At 69.1% G+C, this 16,790-nt stretch carries 19 protein-coding genes; 11 read left to right on the forward strand and 8 right to left on the reverse strand.

Translation table 11 applies throughout. The features are described from left to right. Positions 1-6 precede the first annotated feature (6 nt). Genes ACLJQ7_RS37820 through ACLJQ7_RS37830 form a run of 3 tightly spaced genes read left to right on the forward strand, consistent with a single transcriptional unit; the run spans position 7 to position 1,718 of the window. On the forward strand, positions 7-585 hold the full coding sequence (locus tag ACLJQ7_RS37820) for a DUF4232 domain-containing protein (RefSeq protein ID WP_410653030.1): 579 nt from the start codon (positions 7-9) through the stop codon (positions 583-585). 51 nt (positions 586-636) lie between these two features. After that, positions 637-1,344 (forward strand): hypothetical protein, encoded by a 708-nt coding sequence (locus tag ACLJQ7_RS37825; protein ID WP_410652987.1) that lies wholly within the window; start codon positions 637-639, stop codon positions 1,342-1,344. Between the two features lie 5 nt (positions 1,345-1,349). Next, a complete protein-coding gene (locus ACLJQ7_RS37830) occupies positions 1,350-1,718 on the forward strand; it encodes a GntR family transcriptional regulator (protein WP_410653031.1) in 369 nt (122 codons plus the stop codon). On the opposite strand, the gene ACLJQ7_RS37835 is transcribed toward ACLJQ7_RS37830, so the two are convergent. Then, positions 1,707-2,213 (reverse strand): MarR family winged helix-turn-helix transcriptional regulator, encoded by a 507-nt coding sequence (locus tag ACLJQ7_RS37835; RefSeq protein ID WP_410652988.1) that lies wholly within the window; start codon positions 2,211-2,213, stop codon positions 1,707-1,709. The genes ACLJQ7_RS37830 and ACLJQ7_RS37835 overlap by 12 nt on opposite strands. 93 nt (positions 2,214-2,306) lie before the next feature. Between ACLJQ7_RS37835 and ACLJQ7_RS37840 the strand changes: the two genes are divergently transcribed. After that, on the forward strand, positions 2,307-3,209 hold the full coding sequence (locus ACLJQ7_RS37840) for an EamA family transporter (protein ID WP_410652989.1): 903 nt from the start codon (positions 2,307-2,309) through the stop codon (positions 3,207-3,209). Here ACLJQ7_RS37840 and ACLJQ7_RS37845 read toward each other — a convergent pair. Next, positions 3,193-4,410: a cytochrome P450 gene (locus tag ACLJQ7_RS37845; protein WP_410652990.1), complete on the reverse strand. Its 1,218-nt coding sequence runs from the start codon at positions 4,408-4,410 to the stop codon at positions 3,193-3,195. The genes ACLJQ7_RS37840 and ACLJQ7_RS37845 overlap by 17 nt on opposite strands. 133 nt (positions 4,411-4,543) lie before the next feature. On the opposite strand from ACLJQ7_RS37845, the gene ACLJQ7_RS37850 reads away from it, so the two are divergent. Together ACLJQ7_RS37850 and ACLJQ7_RS37855 are read left to right on the forward strand one after the other, a co-directional pair. After that, complete coding sequence (locus ACLJQ7_RS37850; RefSeq protein ID WP_410652991.1) at positions 4,544-5,476, forward strand: ATP-binding cassette domain-containing protein; 933 nt, start codon at positions 4,544-4,546, stop codon at positions 5,474-5,476. Further along, on the forward strand, positions 5,473-6,216 hold the full coding sequence (locus ACLJQ7_RS37855; protein WP_410652992.1) for an ABC transporter permease: 744 nt from the start codon (positions 5,473-5,475) through the stop codon (positions 6,214-6,216). Before ACLJQ7_RS37850 ends, ACLJQ7_RS37855 begins: the two co-directional genes overlap by 4 nt. Here the strand turns inward: ACLJQ7_RS37855 and ACLJQ7_RS37860 are convergent. The 3 genes from ACLJQ7_RS37860 to ACLJQ7_RS37870 form a co-directional block, all read right to left on the reverse strand. Then, positions 6,200-9,325, reverse strand: a complete 3,126-nt coding sequence (locus tag ACLJQ7_RS37860) for a BTAD domain-containing putative transcriptional regulator (protein WP_410652993.1) — start codon at positions 9,323-9,325, stop codon at positions 6,200-6,202. The two genes, ACLJQ7_RS37855 and ACLJQ7_RS37860, sit on opposite strands and share 17 nt — an antisense overlap. A gap of 32 nt (positions 9,326-9,357) precedes the next feature. Further along, positions 9,358-9,927, reverse strand: a complete 570-nt coding sequence (locus ACLJQ7_RS37865; RefSeq protein ID WP_410652994.1) for a YbhB/YbcL family Raf kinase inhibitor-like protein — start codon at positions 9,925-9,927, stop codon at positions 9,358-9,360. 323 nt (positions 9,928-10,250) lie between these two features. Beyond that, entirely contained in the window at positions 10,251-11,012 is a 762-nt protein-coding gene (locus ACLJQ7_RS37870) for an NBR1-Ig-like domain-containing protein (RefSeq protein WP_410652995.1), read from the reverse strand. 255 nt (positions 11,013-11,267) lie between these two features. Between ACLJQ7_RS37870 and ACLJQ7_RS37875 the strand changes: the two genes are divergently transcribed. Then, complete coding sequence (locus tag ACLJQ7_RS37875) at positions 11,268-12,086, forward strand: peptidoglycan-binding domain-containing protein (RefSeq protein ID WP_410652996.1); 819 nt, start codon at positions 11,268-11,270, stop codon at positions 12,084-12,086. Between the two features lie 58 nt (positions 12,087-12,144). Here the strand turns inward: ACLJQ7_RS37875 and ACLJQ7_RS37880 are convergent, their stop codons facing one another. Further along, positions 12,145-12,816, reverse strand: a complete 672-nt coding sequence (locus ACLJQ7_RS37880) for a helix-turn-helix domain-containing protein (RefSeq protein ID WP_410652997.1) — start codon at positions 12,814-12,816, stop codon at positions 12,145-12,147. Positions 12,817-12,964: 148 nt separating this feature from the next. Between ACLJQ7_RS37880 and ACLJQ7_RS37885 the strand changes: the two genes are divergently transcribed. Next, positions 12,965-13,780, forward strand: a complete 816-nt coding sequence (locus ACLJQ7_RS37885; protein WP_410652998.1) for an oxidoreductase — start codon at positions 12,965-12,967, stop codon at positions 13,778-13,780. 1 nt (position 13,781) lies between these two features. Here ACLJQ7_RS37885 and ACLJQ7_RS37890 read toward each other — a convergent pair whose 3' ends face one another. Then, on the reverse strand, positions 13,782-14,003 hold the full coding sequence (locus ACLJQ7_RS37890; protein WP_410652999.1) for a hypothetical protein: 222 nt from the start codon (positions 14,001-14,003) through the stop codon (positions 13,782-13,784). A 62-nt stretch (positions 14,004-14,065) separates the two neighbouring features. Further along, positions 14,066-14,683 carry a TetR/AcrR family transcriptional regulator gene (locus ACLJQ7_RS37895; protein WP_410653000.1) on the reverse strand — a complete coding sequence of 206 codons (618 nt, stop codon included), beginning with the start codon at positions 14,681-14,683 and terminating at the stop codon, positions 14,066-14,068. Between the two features lie 67 nt (positions 14,684-14,750). On the opposite strand from ACLJQ7_RS37895, the gene ACLJQ7_RS37900 reads away from it, so the two are divergent. The 3 genes from ACLJQ7_RS37900 (at position 14,751) to ACLJQ7_RS37910 (ending at position 16,709) form a co-directional block, all read left to right on the forward strand. Further along, positions 14,751-15,392, forward strand: a complete 642-nt coding sequence (locus ACLJQ7_RS37900; protein WP_410653001.1) for an MSMEG_1061 family FMN-dependent PPOX-type flavoprotein — start codon at positions 14,751-14,753, stop codon at positions 15,390-15,392. A gap of 1 nt (position 15,393) precedes the next feature. Next, positions 15,394-16,302, forward strand: coding sequence for a PDR/VanB family oxidoreductase (locus ACLJQ7_RS37905; protein ID WP_410653002.1), 909 nt, complete (start codon positions 15,394-15,396; stop codon positions 16,300-16,302). Between the two features lie 107 nt (positions 16,303-16,409). Further along, positions 16,410-16,709 carry a DUF1540 domain-containing protein gene (locus ACLJQ7_RS37910; protein ID WP_257488780.1) on the forward strand — a complete coding sequence of 100 codons (300 nt, stop codon included), beginning with the start codon at positions 16,410-16,412 and terminating at the stop codon, positions 16,707-16,709. Positions 16,710-16,790 lie beyond the last annotated feature (81 nt).

Genomic DNA, 16,790 nt, shown 5'->3' on the forward strand with positions numbered 1-16,790 from the left:
GCTTTTCTGAGAGCAGCGTCATCGCGGCGCATCTTTCCGGCCCCCTCCGCCGCGCCGACCGCCACTTCCGCGCCACCGGCGACTTCCGCCGCGCGGAACGAGGGGACCACGAAACCTCAGGCCACCGGGAAGCAGGCCGGATCGGGCAGCACTCCCCGTTGTGCCACAACGGATCTCTCGCTCGTGCTCGGCGCGCCCAAGCCGAGCCCGAACGCGCAAGGGCAGGTCGACGTGCCGTTGACCTACAAGAACACTTCGCCCCGGACCTGCGCGCTGTACGGCGTTCCCGGCGTCGACCTGAACGGTCCCGACGACCCGAACGGGCCGGTCTACCACCTGCCCCGGGTCGACAACGGCGTGAAGTACAACGAGGTTCCGGCGGGTTCCACCGCGACCGCGACCGTCACGATCCTGAAGCCCGCCGCGGGTTCCGGCACGTGGACGCCGACGCGCGTGACGAGCATCCCGCCGGGACAGACCCAACCGCTCACCGCGAACTGGCCGTCGGATCTTCCCGTGCTGCGCCAGGATGCCGCCACGCGTCCGGGGACCTACGTGAACGGGATCCTCGCCGATCCGGCGTGAGCCCCGGCGGTCTTGTATCATGTACTTGATACAAGACCGAGGAGGTCGATCGTGCCGTTCGACAACATCGTGGCCGTCGCCCTGATCATGGGCCTGTTCGGCCTGGCGATCCTGGTTCTGTTGTGGCCGGGCGAAAAGCAGGGCAAGAAGGTGCTGCGGCGATGGGGTGTCGGCGATCCTTCGCCGGCCGATGTCGCCGAGGCAGTGCGTTACCTGCGCCGTCGCCGGTTCTGGTATCCGTGGCTGTTCCTCGGGCTGCCGGTGCTGGCCGATCTCGCCGGCATTCGCGGTGACAGCGCGTCGCTTGTCCTTGCCACACTGCTGATCGGGGCGCTGATCGCCGAGGTTCTGGCTCAACGGCCGCGAAAGAGCGCTCGCCGCGAGGCGGGGCTGGAGCGGCGTGGGGTGCGCGGGCTCGTTCCCGGCTGGGGGCTGATCCTCTACGCGGTGGTCGTCGCGGCCGCGGCGGTCTGGCTCGTGGTCCATCGCTGGTGGGCGCCGCTCGGCGTGGCCGCGGCCGTTTCGGCGGTCACCTGGCTGATCGTCCTGCTCGCCGTGCGCCGACCGTCCACAGGGGACACCGCGGCGGACGGCGCGTTGCGGGTCCGCAGTGCGCGGGTCGCCGCGGGCCTGGGGCTCGCCGCCACCGTGACACTGGCGATGCCGGAGGCGACGAACGTCGGTTCGGCGGCCGTGATCCTCGCCGGGCTCGCCGGTTGGTACCACCTCGCCCACCGTTCGCCCGCGGAAGCCGTGTGACGCCACTGAAAGTCGTCGTCGACACGGAGCTCGGGATCGCGCCGTGGCGTCAGGTGCGTGACCAGATCATCCGGTTGATCACCACGGGCGCGCTGGCGCCGGGCACCCGGCTGCCCGCCATCCGGCAGCTCGCCAGGGATCTGGCGCTCGCTTCGGGCACCGTGGCCCGGGTCTACCGGGAGCTGGAGGAGACCGGCTGGGTGTGCACCGCCCGCGCCAAGGGCACGGTCGTCGCCGAACTCGCCGACCGCCCGGGCCCGGCGGCCCTTCTGCGGGCGGCGGCGGACGACTACGCCCGTGCCGTCACGGAACTCGGCGTCGATCCGGATGCCGCGCTGGACGCCGCCGCGGCCGCGCTGAAATCACTCCAGTGACGTGTCACCGAAGTGTTCGAGCAGCAGCCGCAGACCGCCGATCAGTTCGGCCCACTGCGCCGGTTTCAGCTCGGGGAGAAGGCCTGCCTCGTTCTCCAGGTGGAGTTCGAAGACCTCGTCGACGACTTCGCGGCCCTTGCCGGTCAGCCGGATCTTGATCGAGCGGCGGTCGTCGCTGTCGCGCACCCGCTCGACCAGGCCCTTGGCCTCCATGCGGTCGATCCGGTTCGTGATCGCCCCCGAGGTGACCATGGCGGCCTTGAGCAGCGCGCCGGGGGTCAGGCCGTCGGCTTCGCCTGAGCGGCGGAGCGTGGTGAGCACGTCGAACTCCCACGACTCCAGGTCGTGCCGGGCGTTGAACTCCTTGAGCCTCCGGTCGAGGATCCGGGAAAGCCGCTGAACGCGGCCGATCACCTCGGCGGGCCAGAGCTTGTCTTCGAGGTCCGGCCGCTCGTGCCGCCACAGCGCGATCACCGCGTCCACCGCGTCGGCCATGACACCCTCCAATCATCTCAACATTAAGAGACTTGACATTGACAGAAGTCGCTGCTTTTATCTCAACGTTGAGATTATCAGTGAGGAGACATCATGGCGGTCATCGCCGAACGGCCTGTCGCCGCGACCGAGCTGGCGGCCGCGAAACCGACGCTCCGCGACGCCGGGCTCGCCGCACTGGCACCGGCCAGCTGGGGCACCGTGTACGTCGTCACCGCGACCCTTCTGCCGCCGGACCGGCCGTTGCTGGCCGCCGCGCTGCGGGCGCTTCCGGCCGGGCTGCTCCTGCTGGCGCTGACCAGACGGCTTCCGCAAGGATCCTGGTGGTGGAAGACGACGGTGCTCGGAATGCTCAACTTCGGGGCCTTCCTGCCGTTGATCTTCCTCGCCGCGTACCGCCTTCCCGGCGGGGTCGCCGCGACCCTCGGCGCCCTCCAGCCCCTGCTGGTCGCCTTGCTCGCGTTGCCGATCCTCCGCGTCCGGACACCGGCGCCGATCGTGCTCGCCTCGATCGTCGGCGCCGGTGGTGTCGCCCTGCTGACCCTTTCGGCGGAAGCCCGCCTCGACCCGCTCGGCCTGGCCGCCATGTTCGCCGCCGTCGGGCTGATGGCCGTATCCCTGATCCTGACCAAGAAATGGGGCCGTCCCGAGCATCCGCTGGCGATGACCGGCTGGCAGCTGAGCCTGGGCGGTGTCGTCCTCGCCCCGGCGACGCTCCTGTTCGAGGGCCTCCCGGACTCGCTGACGACCGCGAACCTGCTCGGCTACGGCTACATCGGCATCGTCACCACCGCGCTGGCCTACCCGCTGTGGTTCCGCGGGATCGACCGCCTCGCCCCGGCGTCGGTCTCCCTGCTGACGCTGACCAACCCCCTCGTCGCCACGGCCGCCGGGTTCCTCGTGCTCGGCCAGACACTCACCGGCTGGCAGCTCACCGGATTCGCCGTCGCCCTCACCGCGTTGACGCTCAGCCAGACCCTCAGGAGTCCCAGGTGACCGGCAACTCGTGGACGCCGTAGATGTTCATGTCGGTCTTGAGCCTGACCTCGTCGGCGGGGACGGCGAGCGCGAGGGTCGGGAAGCGGCGCAACAATGCCTCGAACCCCGCCCGCATCTCGATCCGCGCCAGCTGCTGGCCGAGGCACTGGTGAATGCCGTGCCCGAAGGACAACAGACCACGGGCGTTGCGGTGCAGGTCCAGGGCGTCGGGGTCTTCGAACCGCCGTGGATCACGGTTGGCGGCCAGCAGCGAGATGATGACGGTGGACCCCGCGGGGATCGTTTCGCCGCCCAGTTCCAGGTCTTCCGTGGCGTAGCGGAAGAAGATGTCGGCGACGGACAGGTAGCGAAGCATCTCTTCGACGGCACCGGGCAGCAGCTCCGCGTCGGCACGCAGTTCGGCTAGCTGCTCAGGGTGCTCCAGGAGCGCGAAAGTGCCCAGCGACAGCATGTTCGCGGTGGTCTCGTGGCCCGCGAGCAGCAGCAGGAAAGCGGCTCCCGCCAGCTCCTCGATGGTGAGGTCTTCGTGGCGGCCGAGGTCGGACAGGATGTCGTCGCCGGGCGTCTCGCGTTTGCGGGTGACCAGTTCGGTGAGGAAGGTGTTCATCCCGATGAACGCGGCCATCTTCTCCTCCAGCGTCTGGTCCCTGACCATGAGCTGGGCGGAGTCGGCCTGGAACCTATCCCGGTCCTCGTAGGGAACACCGAGCAGCTCGCAGATCACCAGTGAAGGCACCGGCAGCGCGAACTCCTTGACCAGGTCGACCGGTGGGACCAGCGCGGCCATCGCGTCCAGCTGCCGTTCGGTGATCTCGACGATGTGGTCTTCGAGCTGCTTCATCCGTTTGACGGTGAAAGCGCCGGTGAGCCGCTTGCGCAGCCGGCCGTGGTCCGGCGGGTCCATGGCGACGAACATGCCCGGCATCGGCGGGGAGGGCTCGGTCGGGGTGGGCATCCCCGGCATTTCGTACGGGGCGTGGAGGACGCCGATGTCCTGGCGCGAGCTGAACCTGGTGTCGGCCATCAGCTGCCGCGCCTCGTCGTAGCCGGTGACGAGCCAGCCCTCGTGGCCGTCGGGGAAGACCATGGGACTCACCGGGCGGGCCTCGCGCAGCCGGGTGATCTCGCTGGGCGGGTCGAAGGGGCCCGCGTCGCGGTCCATCGGGAGGCCCTGCGGGATGGGAACCGTCTGAGTCATCGCTTCGCCTTTCGTGGTGGTTGTGACCACCACCGTGCTCGTGGGGCCTGACATCGGGCTGACACGGCGCTGACACCACCCGTGTCAGCGCCGTGGCGGGGGCGTGTCAGCGTGGCCGCCCAAAGTGGTGCCCATGACAGAAACAGCGATCGCGGTTTCGGGACTGCGAAAGACCTTCGGGGACAAGGTCGTGCTCGACGGTATCGACCTGGAAGTCCCCGCCGGCACCATTTTCTCCCTGCTCGGCCCGAACGGGGCGGGGAAGACCACGACGGTGAACCTGCTGACCACACTGATGAAGTCCGACGGCGGGACGGCGAAGGTCGCCGGCCACGACCTCGTGACCGAGGCCAAGGCGGTACGCGCGGCGATCGGGGTCACCGGCCAGTTCGCGGCGGTGGACGAACTGCTGACGGGCCAGGAAAACCTGCAGCTGATGGCGGACCTGAGCCGGCCTGCCGCGGGCAAGCGGGTCGTCGCCGACCTGCTGGAACGCTTCGACCTGGTGGAATCGGCACGGAAACCGGCGTCGACCTACTCCGGTGGCATGCGCCGGAAACTGGATCTGGCGATGACGCTCGTCGGTGATCCGCGGATCATCTTCCTCGACGAGCCCACCACGGGACTGGACCCGCGCAGCCGTCGCACGATGTGGTCGATCATCCGCGAACTGGTGGACGGCGGGGTCACCGTCTTCCTCACCACCCAGTACCTCGAAGAAGCCGACCAGCTCGCCGACCGGATCGCGGTCCTCGACCAGGGCCGCCTGGTCGCACAGGGCACGCCCGATCAACTCAAGCGCCGGATGCCCGGAACGCATGTCCGGCTGCGGTTCACCACCGTCGCCGAACTCGACGCGGCCGCGCGGATCTTCCCCGGGGCCACCAGGGACGACGAGGCGCTCACCCTGCGGGTCCCCAGCGACGGCGGGACGAAATCCCTGCGCTCGCTGCTGGACCGGCTCGACGAGTACGCGGTCGCCGCCGAAGAGTTCTCCGTCCACACCCCCGATCTCGATGACGTTTTCCTCGCCCTGACGGGCCACAACACGGAGGCAGTGAAATGAAGTCCGCGTCCACGGTGATGTTGCGCCGTAATTTCAAGCACCTCGTCCGCAACCCGACCTCGGTGTTCAACGCGATCCTGATGCCGGTCGTGATGATGCTGATGTTCGTGTACGTGTTCGGTGACGCGTTCAGCGTCGGCGTCGATTACGTCGACTACGCGACGCCGGGATTGATGCTGCTGGCCGTCTGCTACGGGCTCGGCGCGACCGCGACCGCGGTGAACTCCGACATGACCAAGGGCATCATCAACCGGTTCAAGGTCATGGACGTCTCCCGCGGCGCGGTGCTGAACGGACATGTCGTCGCCAGCGTGCTGACCAACCTGCTCGCCATCGCGGCGCTCACCGGGGTGGCCTTCCTGCTCGGCTTCTCCCCGGCGGCCGGTTTCCTCGACTGGCTCGGGGTAGTGGGGATCGTCGTCCTGCTCGGCTTCGCGGCGGCCTGGCTCACGGTCGCGCTGGGGCTGTCGGCGAAATCCCCGGAGACCGCTGGGATGGCCTCGGTGCCGCTGGTCATGCTGCCGTTCTTCAGCAGCGCGATCGTGCCCGCCGAGAAGATGGGCCCCGGGCTCCGGGAGTTCGCGGAATACCAGCCCTTCACGCCGATCATCGAGACCCTGCGCGGCCTGCTCGACGGGGCACCGGCCGCGGGCGACGTGCTCCCCGCCCTCGGGTGGTGCGCCGGGATCGCGCTCGCCGGCTACCTGTGGGCGTCCTCGACGTTCAAGAAGCGAGCGTGACCTCGGCCAGCCGCTTCCAGTCCGCTTCGGTGCCTTCTCGCGCCGCCTCCGCGAATTTCGCTTCGCCGAGGCGGCGCAGCACTGTTTCCTCGATCCGGGTCACGTCCGGACGGGACCGGTCCGGCAGCCCGCGCAGTTCGTCCGCCGCCCCGAGCAGCCGCGCGGCCTGTTCGGGATCGTCCTGGCGCAGGGCCAGATCCGCGATCCCGACGAGCATGTGGGCGATCAGAGGCACGTGCCGCACCTCGGCGGCCGCCTGCCAAGCCGCCAGCCGGTGTTCACGGGACTTTTCGAGCTCCTCCGCGAAATAGCCACGAAGGTCGTGGCTGATGGCGCGAACGTGGCCGAGACCGGCTTCGTCGCCCATCACGGTCATCGCGATGTCGAGCTGCCGCGCCGCCTCCTCGGTCTCCCCGCGCCAGTGGGCGAGTTCCGCGTTCGCGAGGGCGAGCATGCCCAGCGCGCCCGGCCAGGTGACGCGTTCGGCGTACCGCTGCGCTTCGGCCACCGCGGCCGCGCCGCCCTCCTCGTCGCCCATCAGCCAGTACAGCTGCGCCTGCCGCGACCGCAGCCGGATGAGGTCCTCGAGGGAGCCGACCTCGGTCACGACCGTGATCGCCTCTTCGTAGTACGCGCACGCGGTGGCGAACTCGCCGCGGGTGGCGATCCGGTCCGCCAGTTCGGTCAGGGCGAAGGAGATCCCGAACCGCTCGCCGATCACCCGGAACTCGCGGAGCGCCTGCTCGAGATACTCGTCCGCCTCCCGGCCGGGATGGCCGAGCGTGATCCGCATCTTGCCGAGGTGCAGCCTGCCCAGCGCGCGGACCCAGTCGTTCTCGTCCGCCAGCACCGGTTCCCACGCGGACAGCGCCTCGTCCCCGGCCAGCATGCGTTCGAGCGGGACGACGAGCCCCAGCAAGGGATGCCGCGAGTCGCTGTGCATGCTCAGCCGGTACGACTCGTGGATCCACTTCGCCGCGGTGTGCTCGTCGGCGAAACCGGAACTCACGAACAGCGAGACGAGCCCGTACACCACGGCCTCGACGTCGGCGGACACCTCGCCCGGTGTCTTGACGGCCGCGCTGACCAGCTCCATGCCCTCCGTGCGGTGCCCGCTGAGCCACCAGTACCAGCCGCAGGCCGCCGCCAGCCGCATCGCCTCCGGACCCTCGCCCGCGGTGAGGGCGCCGCGCATCGCGGACGTGATGTTGTCGTGCTCGGCCTTGAGTTTGGCGAGCCACTCCAGCTGTTCGGCGCGGCGGAGCATCGGCTCCGCGGCCTCGGCCAGCTCGGTGAAACAGGCGAGATGCGCGTGGCGTGCCACCTCCGTTTCGCCTGCCTCGGCGAGCCGTTGCGCGGCGTACTCCTTGATCGTGCCGAGCATCCGGTAGCGCGGCGCCTCGTCGCCCGCCGCGACCAGCAGCGACTTTTCGGTCAGCGTGGTGAGCAGTTCGAGGACCTCGTACTGCTCGACCGCCTCGCCGGCGCAGACCCGCTCGGCCGCTTCGAGGCTCGCCCCGCCCGAGAACACCGAGAGCCTGCACAGGACCGTCCGCTCGGCGTCGGACAGCAGTTCCCAGCTCCAGTCGACCATGGCGCGCAACGTCCGGTGCCGGGGCAGCGCGGTCCGGCTGCCGCCGGTCAGCAGGCGGAACCGGTCGTCGAGCCGGTTCGCGAGCTGCTCGATGGACATGGTGCGCAGCCTGGCCGCGGCCAGTTCGATCGCCAGCGGCATCCCGTCCAGGATCCGGCAGACGCGCGCCATGGTGGCCCACGTCGTCTCGTCGGCCACGAAATCCTTGTGCACCGCGCTCGCCCGGTCGCGCAGCAACCGGACGGCGGGGGAGGATTCGATCTCGGCGGGGCCGGCGTGCCGGTCCGGCACGGCCAGCGGCACGACATGCCACAACGTCTCGCCGGTGATACCGAGCGGCTCCCGGCTCGTCGCCAGAATCCGGAGACGGCGGCATTCCCCGAGCACACGATGGGCGAACGCCGCGGCCGCCTCGATCACGTGCTCGCAGTTGTCGAGGATCAGCAGGACCTCCCGGTCCCGGATCGCGGCGATGACCCGTTCGACGGGTTCCGCGTTCGACGAGTCACCGAGCAGGGCGTCCCGCAGGCCGAGCGCGGCGAGAGTCGCCTGCGCGACATCACTTTCCGGACCGATGGCGGCGAGTTCCACCAGCCACGCGCCGTCCGGCAGGTCGCCGAGCAAGGTGCGCGCGGTTTCCGTGGCCAGCCTGGTCTTACCCGAGCCGCCGGGGCCGATCAGGGTGGTGAGCCGGTGCCCGGCGACGAGGTCGCGGACCTTGGCGACGTCGGCTTCCTTGCCGACGAAGCTGGTCAGCTCGGCGCGCACGTTCGTCTTGCGGTTCTCTTCACGCCGTCCCAGCTCGCCTCGCAGCAGCGCGACGTGCACCGCGGACAGCTCCGGCGACGGATCGACGCCGAGCGCGTCGGCCAGGGCTTCCCGCGTGCGCTGGTACACGAGCAGGGCTTCGGTGTCGCGGCCCGTCGCCGCGAGAGCCCGCATCAGGGCGGCGACGAGTCGTTCGCGCAGCGGATGCGCGGCCACCAGATCGGTCAGTTCGGTGACGAGTTTCGCGCCGTGGCCGAGGTCGAGCTCCGCGTCGAACCGATCCTCCAACGCCGTCAGGCGAAGCCCTTCGAGCCGGGTGACCGCCGCGTCGAAGGCACCACTGTCTTGCAGGCCGACGTCCTGCATGGCGGCGCCGCGCCACAGGGCGAGGGCCTCGCGGAGCCGCTTCGGCTCCTCATCGCCACGGGCCTGGCCGACGAGCCGCTCGAACCGCACGGCGTCGACGGCGTCGGGCGCCACCTTCAGCCGGTAGCCGTCCGTCTGCCCATCGACGACGCCTTCCGGCAGCACCTTCCGCAGCCGGGAAACCAAGCGCTGCAAGGCGTTCGCCGCGTCGGCGGGAGGCTGTTCGCCCCAGATCCAGTCGACGAGCGTCGCCTTCGGGACCACCCGGCCCGGTTCGAGCGCGAGCGCGATCAGCAGCCCGCGCAACCGGGCGCCGGGCACGTCGGCGAGGTCACCGTCGTCCGTGCGTACCTCGAAGGGCCCCAGCATCCCGATCTGCATTGGGCCGATTTTGCCACGGGTGACCAGGGGACTTACGACTCGCCGGTGATCCTCGCCGAGCCGATCGAAGCCGCGGTGATCGCTTGGGCGGCGGCCCGGGTCGACGAACCGGAGTTCAGGCCGGTGAGCGACGGCCGGTCGAGGGCGTGCACGACGAACTCGTAGGTGTTCACGGTCGAGGGCGAGCACGGGCCCTGGTAGCCGTAGAGGCTCGCGCTCCCGCGGTAGTAGACCTGCCTGGAGCCGGCGGGCACCGGTGGCCGGTAAACGTGCTGGACGTTCTGGGGGAGCGAGGCCGTGGCCGCCGGGATGTCGTAGATGACCCAGTGGATCAGGGCGGCGTTGTCGAGGTCGCGCATGACGATCGCGTAGCTCTTCGCCCCGGCGGGAGCACCCGACCAGGCCAACGGCGGCGACTCGTTCTTCTTGGCCGGGTCCTGCCCGCCGCCGCTGGTGCACTCGTGGATCTTCGGCATGCGGCCGCCGTCGGCGAACGCGGTACTGGACAGGCTGAACGCGGTTTGCCCCGCCGACGCCGTCGGGGAAAGGCAGGCGGCGCCGAGGGCGAACAGGGCGCAGAACACGATTCTCGTTGCTCTCATCGGAGACTCCCGAGGACGTTGTGGTTCTCGTGCGCGGAATTCAGCCTAGGCAGCGCGGAAAGCGGCGGCTAGCGCACTTTCCCGGCCTATCGAGGTGTTTTCGCCGGATCCGTCCGGATGGTGAGAGGTAAGCCAGAAGATCGGTCCACGATGCCCGATTTGGGCGCTTCGCGCCGGGGTCGTGAGTGCTGAAGAGCGTTAGAGCGACCATTACCACTCACGACCCCCACGCAAAGCACCCGAATCGGACACCGGGAAGGGTCTTGGTCGCGGTCGCACCACGACACGTCTGACTTCCCCTCATGATCACGCGAGTTACGGCTTCAGGCGCGGACGAGGACCGAGAAGTAGATCGGCCTGTTGGCCGGGAAGAGTTCCCGGTCCTGTTCGTCGACCATCTTCCAGAACACCTTGCAGTCGGCCGGGGCGTTCGGCGGGGTGCTCACGGTGACCGTCACCTGCACGCGCCCGCCCGGCGCGGTGTCGTTGACCGGGATCCGGTCGGGGGTGCGGCAGGTGCCGGGCGCGACCGGGAGATCGGTGCGGCGCAGGTACCGTTTCCACCACTCGACGGTGCCGGTGTTCTCGAGTTCCCACACCTTCACGAACTGGGTGCCGGGTTTGACCACGGTCTCGTCGGGGATCGTCACGTCGGCGACGAATCGGCTCGAGTCACCGGGATGCGGCGGTGCGGGCGTGTCCTGCTCGCCCGGCAGCAGGATGACCACGACGGCGGCGACCGCGGCGACGAGCACGAGGACCAGCGGCACCAGGACGCGTTTGGACCGCCATCGCGAGGCCGGTTCCGTTTCGCGGCCGGCGGAGAGCACGAGCTGGACGCCCTGCCATCGGGCGTGCCATTCCTCTTCGTCACCGTCGCAGGCGCGGACGAACTCCCGGACCGTCTCCCACGGCTGCAACCGCGTGCCGGTGACGGTGAGGTGCAGGGTCGCGTGGGACACCGCGCCGGACTTCGCCGCCATCTTCCGGAAGGACGGCTCCCCGGCCCGTGTCCGGAGCTTCCGCAGCCCGTCCATGAACGCTTCCAGCTCCGGTGTGCGTTCTCCTGTTCGCGGTTCCGGCACGCTCCCCCTCGCGATCGTGTCCGACCTGACAAAGATTTCCGTCACTCTGCGCGGCCTGGTGACTATATCGCGAGGAGTGTCCGGATCGCCGCGCCGACCTGCGGAATCCGCCGGGCACCGGCGCTGTCAGACGCTGTCAACCTGCGGTTTTTGACGTCAGACGTTCCGTACAGGTGGTTCCGGCTGACACCGGGTCCGGGCCAGTGTCGGTCACGAGCTGCTCACGGGGAGCAGCCATCGAGTGAAGGAGCAGTCATGCGCAAGGTGGCAACCGCCGCGATGTTCGCCGCACTGTCCGCGACCGCGCTGGGGATGACGGCGGGACAGCCCGCGGCGGCCGCGCCGTCGGTCAACATGGAGGCCGTCGTCAAGGCGGCCATGTGGGATCCGTACAAGGCCGACCAGTCGATCACGCCTGGCTCCGGGGACAGCGTCAAGGCGGTCGAGCAGGCGCTGGCCGCGAAGAACCTGCTCGACAAGAAGCAGGTCGACGGTCACTTCGGCACCTCGACGGTGACCGCGTACCAGAAGTACCAGAAGTCGCTCGGGCACAGCGGCCTCGCCGCCAGCGGTCTGCCGGGCAAGGGCTCGCTGACCGAACTGGGCAAAGGCCGCTACACGGTGACCGCGCCGATCAGCGTGGGCGCCAAGACCAGCCTCGACGGCAAGACGGTCAACAAGCGCACCGCCGACATGATCGCCGCCGCGGAGAAGAAGGCCGGGGTCAAGTTCACCATCACCCAGGGCTCGTACAACGCCGGCGGTGTCGGCGCCTCGGGCGGTACGCACGACGGCGGCGGTGCCGTCGACATCTCGGTGAACAACATCTCGAACAAGTCCGCCGCGGTGAAGGCACTGCGCGAGGTCGGGTTCGCCGCGTGGCACCGCACCCCGAGCCAGGGGAACTGGGCGGAGCACATCCACGGGATCGCGATCAGCGACACCGACATGTCGCCGCAGGCGCAGGCCCAGGCCGGTGACTACTTCAAGGGCCTCAACGGCCTGGCGAGCCACGCCAAGGACGACGGCCCCAAGGTGAAGAAGGTGACCTGGGAGGAATTCAAGCGTGGGTGACCCCACGGTGGTTCGGACAGGGCGGGCGGCTTCGGCCGCCCGCCCTGTCGTGTGGTGATCACCGCGCCGTGCGCCGCCAGTGTTCCGCGGCTTCGCTCATGTCCTTGTGCAGATGCCGGAAGAACCGGCTCGTGGCGTCCAGGCGTGCCCCGGCCTGTCCGTCGATCAGCCCGGCGCCCCGCCGGGTGACCTCCGCCCAGCGGGTCATCGCGTCGAGACTGGTGCGCCAGGCGCGATAACCGAAGTCGTCGTCGACGACGTACCGCTGCCGCCCGCCCTCGCGCTCGCGGGTGATCAGGCCGCGTTGTTCGAGCCAGCCCACGGCCTTGGACACCGACGCTGGGCTGACTTCCAGCCTGGCGACCAGTTCGGCGGCGGTACTGCCGCCGGTGTCCGCGGTGAACAGGCAGGCGAGAACCCTGGCCATCATCGACGGGACACCGGTCGCGGCCATCGTCTCGGCGAATTCGGTCTCGAAGTCCCGCACCGTCTCCGAGGTCCGTGCGGTGCCGGGCGGCGGGCCGGGTTTGCGGCGGCGCGCCCGCCATCGCGTCGCCTGCTGCGCCTGGCCCGCGCGGTAGCCGTGGGCGCCGCCGTTGCGCGCGACTTCGCGGATCACCGTCGATTTGGGGCGGCCCATCCGGCGGGCGATTTCGGCGTACGCGAGGCCGGCCGACAGGCCCGAGGCGATCTGCCCGCGTTCCTCGTGGGTCAGGCGTCTTCCCGGCACCCGTCCTGCCCTCCCGGTGCATTCAGCTCCATGGTCATTGCATCGATTGTAGGCGTTCTACCTCGGGAAACCGCAGCGCGAAGTTGCCGGGTATGGAAAATCGAGCCTAGTGTTCCCGGTGAAAGAGAGAGATCGGGAGGGAACCGGGATGACGGCCAAGGTATGCCTGGTCACCGGCGCTTCGTCGGGGATCGGCCACGCCACCGCGCTGGAACTGCTGCGCGCCGGGCACATCGTCTACGGCGCCGCGAGGCGTGTCGAGAAGATGGACGACCTGCGTGAGGCGGGCGGCCATCCGCTGAAGATGGACGCCAGGGACGAGGACGATCTCCGCCGTGCGGTCGGCACCGTTCTCGACGCGCACCAACGGATCGACGTCCTGGTCAACAACGCCGGCACCGTGCTGCACGGTGCCGTCGAGGACGTGCCGCTCGACCGCGCGCGCGATCAGCTCGAAGTCAACCTTCTCGCGCCCGCCAGGCTCGTTCAGCTCGTCCTGCCCGCCATGCGGGCCCAGCGGTCCGGCACGATCGTCAACGTCTCCTCGATCGGCGGCGAGATCGCCCTGCCGTTCGGAGCCTGGTACTACGCGTCGAAGCACGCGCTCGAAGCGTTCTCCGACACGCTTCGCATGGAGGTCGCGCCCTTCGGCATCGACGTCGTGATCATCCAGCCGGGCATCATCAAAACCGAGTTCGAGGACCAGACCGCCGCGCAGCTCCGCGAGAATTCCGGCCGCGGGGCCTACCGCGAGATGGCGGAGGCCATGGCGCGGCACGGTGAGACCGGGCTCAGTGACGGCTCCGACCCGTCCGTGGTCGTGGACGCCATCCGCCGCGCCGTCGAGTCCGAGAACCCGGAAACGCGTTACGCCGTCGGCCACCTCGCCGAGAAACTCCTGGAACTCAACAGGACCCTGCCGGACCGCGAGTTCGACCAGCTGGCCATGCGCGCGACGAAGTAGCTCAACCGCTCGGCTGCTTTCCGACGGCCTTCCTGCGTCGGGTGCGGGCGACCCCGATCCACAACAGGACGGAGACGACGGCGCCCGGCACCGTCGTCAGGTACACCGGCCACGCGCGGAAACCCGACACCCACAGCATCGTGACCAGGCCGAGGGTGATCAGCGTCCAGATCAGCGCGAGGGTGCCGCCCCGCCGCCGCCATCGGGCGGCGACGTCGCGCATCCTGTTCTCTACTCGGCTCACACCGGTGGATACCCACTCATCGCCTGGTCAACCCCCGGAAATCAGGCGCGGAGATAGCCGGTGATCATCGCCACGAGTTCGTTCTCGAGCCGGGCGACGTCGATGGATCCGGGCGCGGCGATGAGCTGATGCACGTTCAGTTCGACCGTGGACGCGACGAGCCGGGCCGCGGTGTCCTTGTCCCGCACCCGGACTTCGGGGTGACCTTGGAGGAGTTCCCGCAGGTCACCGATGATCTCCCATTCCACCCGCGTGATGCGTTCCAGCAGTTCACCGGAGCGGGGAGCCTGCTCGATCATGATCTGCAGCAGCCGCGGATCGTCGAGATGGTTCTCGATCACCGTGCGCACGAATTCCCGGATGACGGTCTCGAGCGGCTCCGGCGACTCCTTGTACCGGCGCAACGTGTCGGCGGCCCGGTCGCCGTCGAGGTGACGGGTGAGCAACTCGGCCAGGATCGCGTCCTTGTTCGGGTAGTACTGATACAGCGAACCGATCGAGATCCGGGCCCGTTCGGCGATCCGGTTCGTCGTGCCCGCGGCGTACCCGTACTCGGCGAAAACGTGAGCAGCGGCGGTGAGGATGCGCTGCCTGGTCAGCTCGGCCCGGACCTGGCGTGGCTGTTTACGTGGCTGAATCCGTCGTTGCTCCGACGTCATGACACTCCCGGTGAAGCGGCGAGAAAGCGAGTAGCGAGAACGCTGAACAATTGCTCATAATTGTGCCATGACCAGCAGTGATCTCGTGAACGAGACGCGTCCGCGCCGGCTTTCGCCCGAGCAGGTCCGTGCCCGGCTGGGGGAGCCGGAGGCCATGATCAAGGCCAAGGTCCACGACCGGATCGACCGGCACGGCCATCGGTTCATCGCCCATGCCCCGTTCGTGGCGATGGCGACGGCGGACGCGACGGGCCTGCCCGATTGCTCACCGCGTGGCGACTACCCGGGCTTCGTCAAGGTGCTCGACGAGCGCACCCTGGCCATCCCCGACCGGCCGGGCAACAAACTCGCCGACTCCTTCCGCAATCTCGCCGAGAACGACGGCATCGGCCTGATGTTCGTGGTCCCCGGGTCGCGGGAGGTGTTCCGGGTCAACGGCCGCGCCTATCCGACCGACGAGCCGGACGTGCTCGCCAGGATGCGCACCGAGGGCAAACCGGCGGAGCTGGCGATCGTCGTCGACGTGGTGGAGACGTTCTTCCACTGCGGCCGCGCGCTGATCCGGTCCCGGCTCTGGGATCCCGCGAGCCGGGCGCTGGCGGACGAATTGCCGACCGTCGGCGAGGTCGCCGCCGGGCAGATGGGGCTCGACGTCGATCCGGCCGTCGTGGAGGCCATGCTCGAAACCGGCTACCGGCGGTTGTACTGAGATGAACTCGTTGCCGCAGAAAACCGTTCTCGACCGCGTGGAACCGGTCGCCGAAGGAGCCGTCTCGCTCGTCCTGCGCGGAGCCGAAGGCCCCTTGGCGCCCTGGGAACCGGGCGCGCACGTCGATGTGGCGCTGCCGAACTGGCTGACCCGGCAGTATTCGTTGTGCGGGGACCCGGTCGATCGCGGCGGCTACCGGGTCGCCGTCCGATACGACCGGCTGAGCCGAGGCGGTTCGGAATACATCCATCTGTTCCTGCGCGCGGGCCGGGCACTCGACGTTTCGTTGCCACGCAACAACTTCCCGTTGCTGCCCGCGCCGGAACACCTGTTCGTCGCGGGCGGGATCGGCATCACGCCCCTCATGCCGATGCTGGCGGCGGCGGGTCCCTCGGCCAGGTTGGTGTACGTGGGCAGGTCCGAAGCGACGATGCCGTTCGCCGCCGAACTCAAGGCCACGTACGGCGACAGGGTGCGCCTTCACGCCACCGCCGAGTACGGCAGGCCCGACTTCACCGCGCTGGCCGCCGGACTCGGCCCGGACGCGCTGGTCTACTGCTGTGGTCCCGAGCCGATGCTCGCCGCGGCCGAAGCGGCGTTTCCCGCGAAGGGACTGCATATCGAGCGTTTCCGGCCCGTGGCCAAGGAATTCGCACCCGCGGAGCCGTTCGAGGCGCACTGTGTCCGATCGGGACGGACGGTGCCGGTCGCCGCGGAGGATTCGCTGCTGGACGCCTTGAACCACGCGGGGTTCCGTATCCCCTCCGGTTGCCGTGAAGGGGTTTGCGGCAGTTGCGAGATCGGCGTCGTCGGCGGCGAACCGGAACACCGCGACGACATCGGCGCGCCACCGGGACGGATGTACTGCTGTGTTTCCCGCGCGTCTTCACGTCTCGACCTCGACCTCTGAGCCCGCTCGCCAGACGTGAAGGAGTTTCCCCGAATTGCCGCCGGAACGAGCCGGTGTAACCCTGGTCATACCGAACGACACCACCACCACGAAGTACAGGAGTCGTTATGACCACCACTGAAATGCCCGCTGTCCACGAATGCACGGTCAGCGGCTGTTCGTACAACCACGACGGCTGTCACGCTTTCGCCATCACGGTCGGTGGCGGCAACGGGTCGGCCGATTGCGGAACGTTCGTCCCGCTCAACACCAAGGGCGGACTCGATCGAGTGACCGCACAGGTGGGAGCCTGCTCCCGGTCCGACTGCCGTCACAATTCCGCGCTGGAATGCACCGCATCGAGTGTCCGGGTGGGACCGGGCGAGGGTGACCATGCCGCCAACTGCCTGACCTACGCCCCGCAGTGACTCATGTGAAGCAGTGACTCGCGTGAAGGCCCCCTTCCCTCTGCTCAGCCGAGGGAAGGGGGGCCTTCACGCGCTCTGGCG

It is taken from the genome of Amycolatopsis sp. cmx-4-54 (assembly GCF_046548895.1).
In the GTDB taxonomy this organism is placed as follows: domain Bacteria; phylum Actinomycetota; class Actinomycetes; order Mycobacteriales; family Pseudonocardiaceae; genus Amycolatopsis.

Excerpts from the sequence above, each read along its gene's own strand:
- ACLJQ7_RS37855 (WP_410652992.1), top strand. The coding sequence starts at position 5,473 with ATGAAGTCCGCGTCCACGGTGATGTTGCGCCGTAATTTCAAGCACCTC.
- ACLJQ7_RS37865 (WP_410652994.1), bottom strand. The coding sequence starts at position 9,927 with ATGAGAGCAACGAGAATCGTGTTCTGCGCCCTGTTCGCCCTCGGCGCC.
- ACLJQ7_RS37875 (WP_410652996.1), top strand. The coding sequence starts at position 11,268 with ATGCGCAAGGTGGCAACCGCCGCGATGTTCGCCGCACTGTCCGCGACC.
- ACLJQ7_RS37860 (WP_410652993.1), bottom strand. The coding sequence starts at position 9,325 with ATGCAGATCGGGATGCTGGGGCCCTTCGAGGTACGCACGGACGACGGT.
- ACLJQ7_RS37840 (WP_410652989.1), top strand. The coding sequence starts at position 2,307 with ATGGCGGTCATCGCCGAACGGCCTGTCGCCGCGACCGAGCTGGCGGCC.
- ACLJQ7_RS37900 (WP_410653001.1), top strand. The coding sequence starts at position 14,751 with ATGACCAGCAGTGATCTCGTGAACGAGACGCGTCCGCGCCGGCTTTCG.
- ACLJQ7_RS37910 (WP_257488780.1), top strand. The coding sequence starts at position 16,410 with ATGACCACCACTGAAATGCCCGCTGTCCACGAATGCACGGTCAGCGGC.
- ACLJQ7_RS37895 (WP_410653000.1), bottom strand. The coding sequence starts at position 14,683 with ATGACGTCGGAGCAACGACGGATTCAGCCACGTAAACAGCCACGCCAG.
- ACLJQ7_RS37835 (WP_410652988.1), bottom strand. The coding sequence starts at position 2,213 with ATGGCCGACGCGGTGGACGCGGTGATCGCGCTGTGGCGGCACGAGCGG.
- ACLJQ7_RS37850 (WP_410652991.1), top strand. The coding sequence starts at position 4,544 with ATGACAGAAACAGCGATCGCGGTTTCGGGACTGCGAAAGACCTTCGGG.
- ACLJQ7_RS37885 (WP_410652998.1), top strand. The coding sequence starts at position 12,965 with ATGACGGCCAAGGTATGCCTGGTCACCGGCGCTTCGTCGGGGATCGGC.
- ACLJQ7_RS37905 (WP_410653002.1), top strand. The coding sequence starts at position 15,394 with ATGAACTCGTTGCCGCAGAAAACCGTTCTCGACCGCGTGGAACCGGTC.
- ACLJQ7_RS37890 (WP_410652999.1), bottom strand. The coding sequence starts at position 14,003 with ATGCGCGACGTCGCCGCCCGATGGCGGCGGCGGGGCGGCACCCTCGCG.
- ACLJQ7_RS37845 (WP_410652990.1), bottom strand. The coding sequence starts at position 4,410 with ATGACTCAGACGGTTCCCATCCCGCAGGGCCTCCCGATGGACCGCGAC.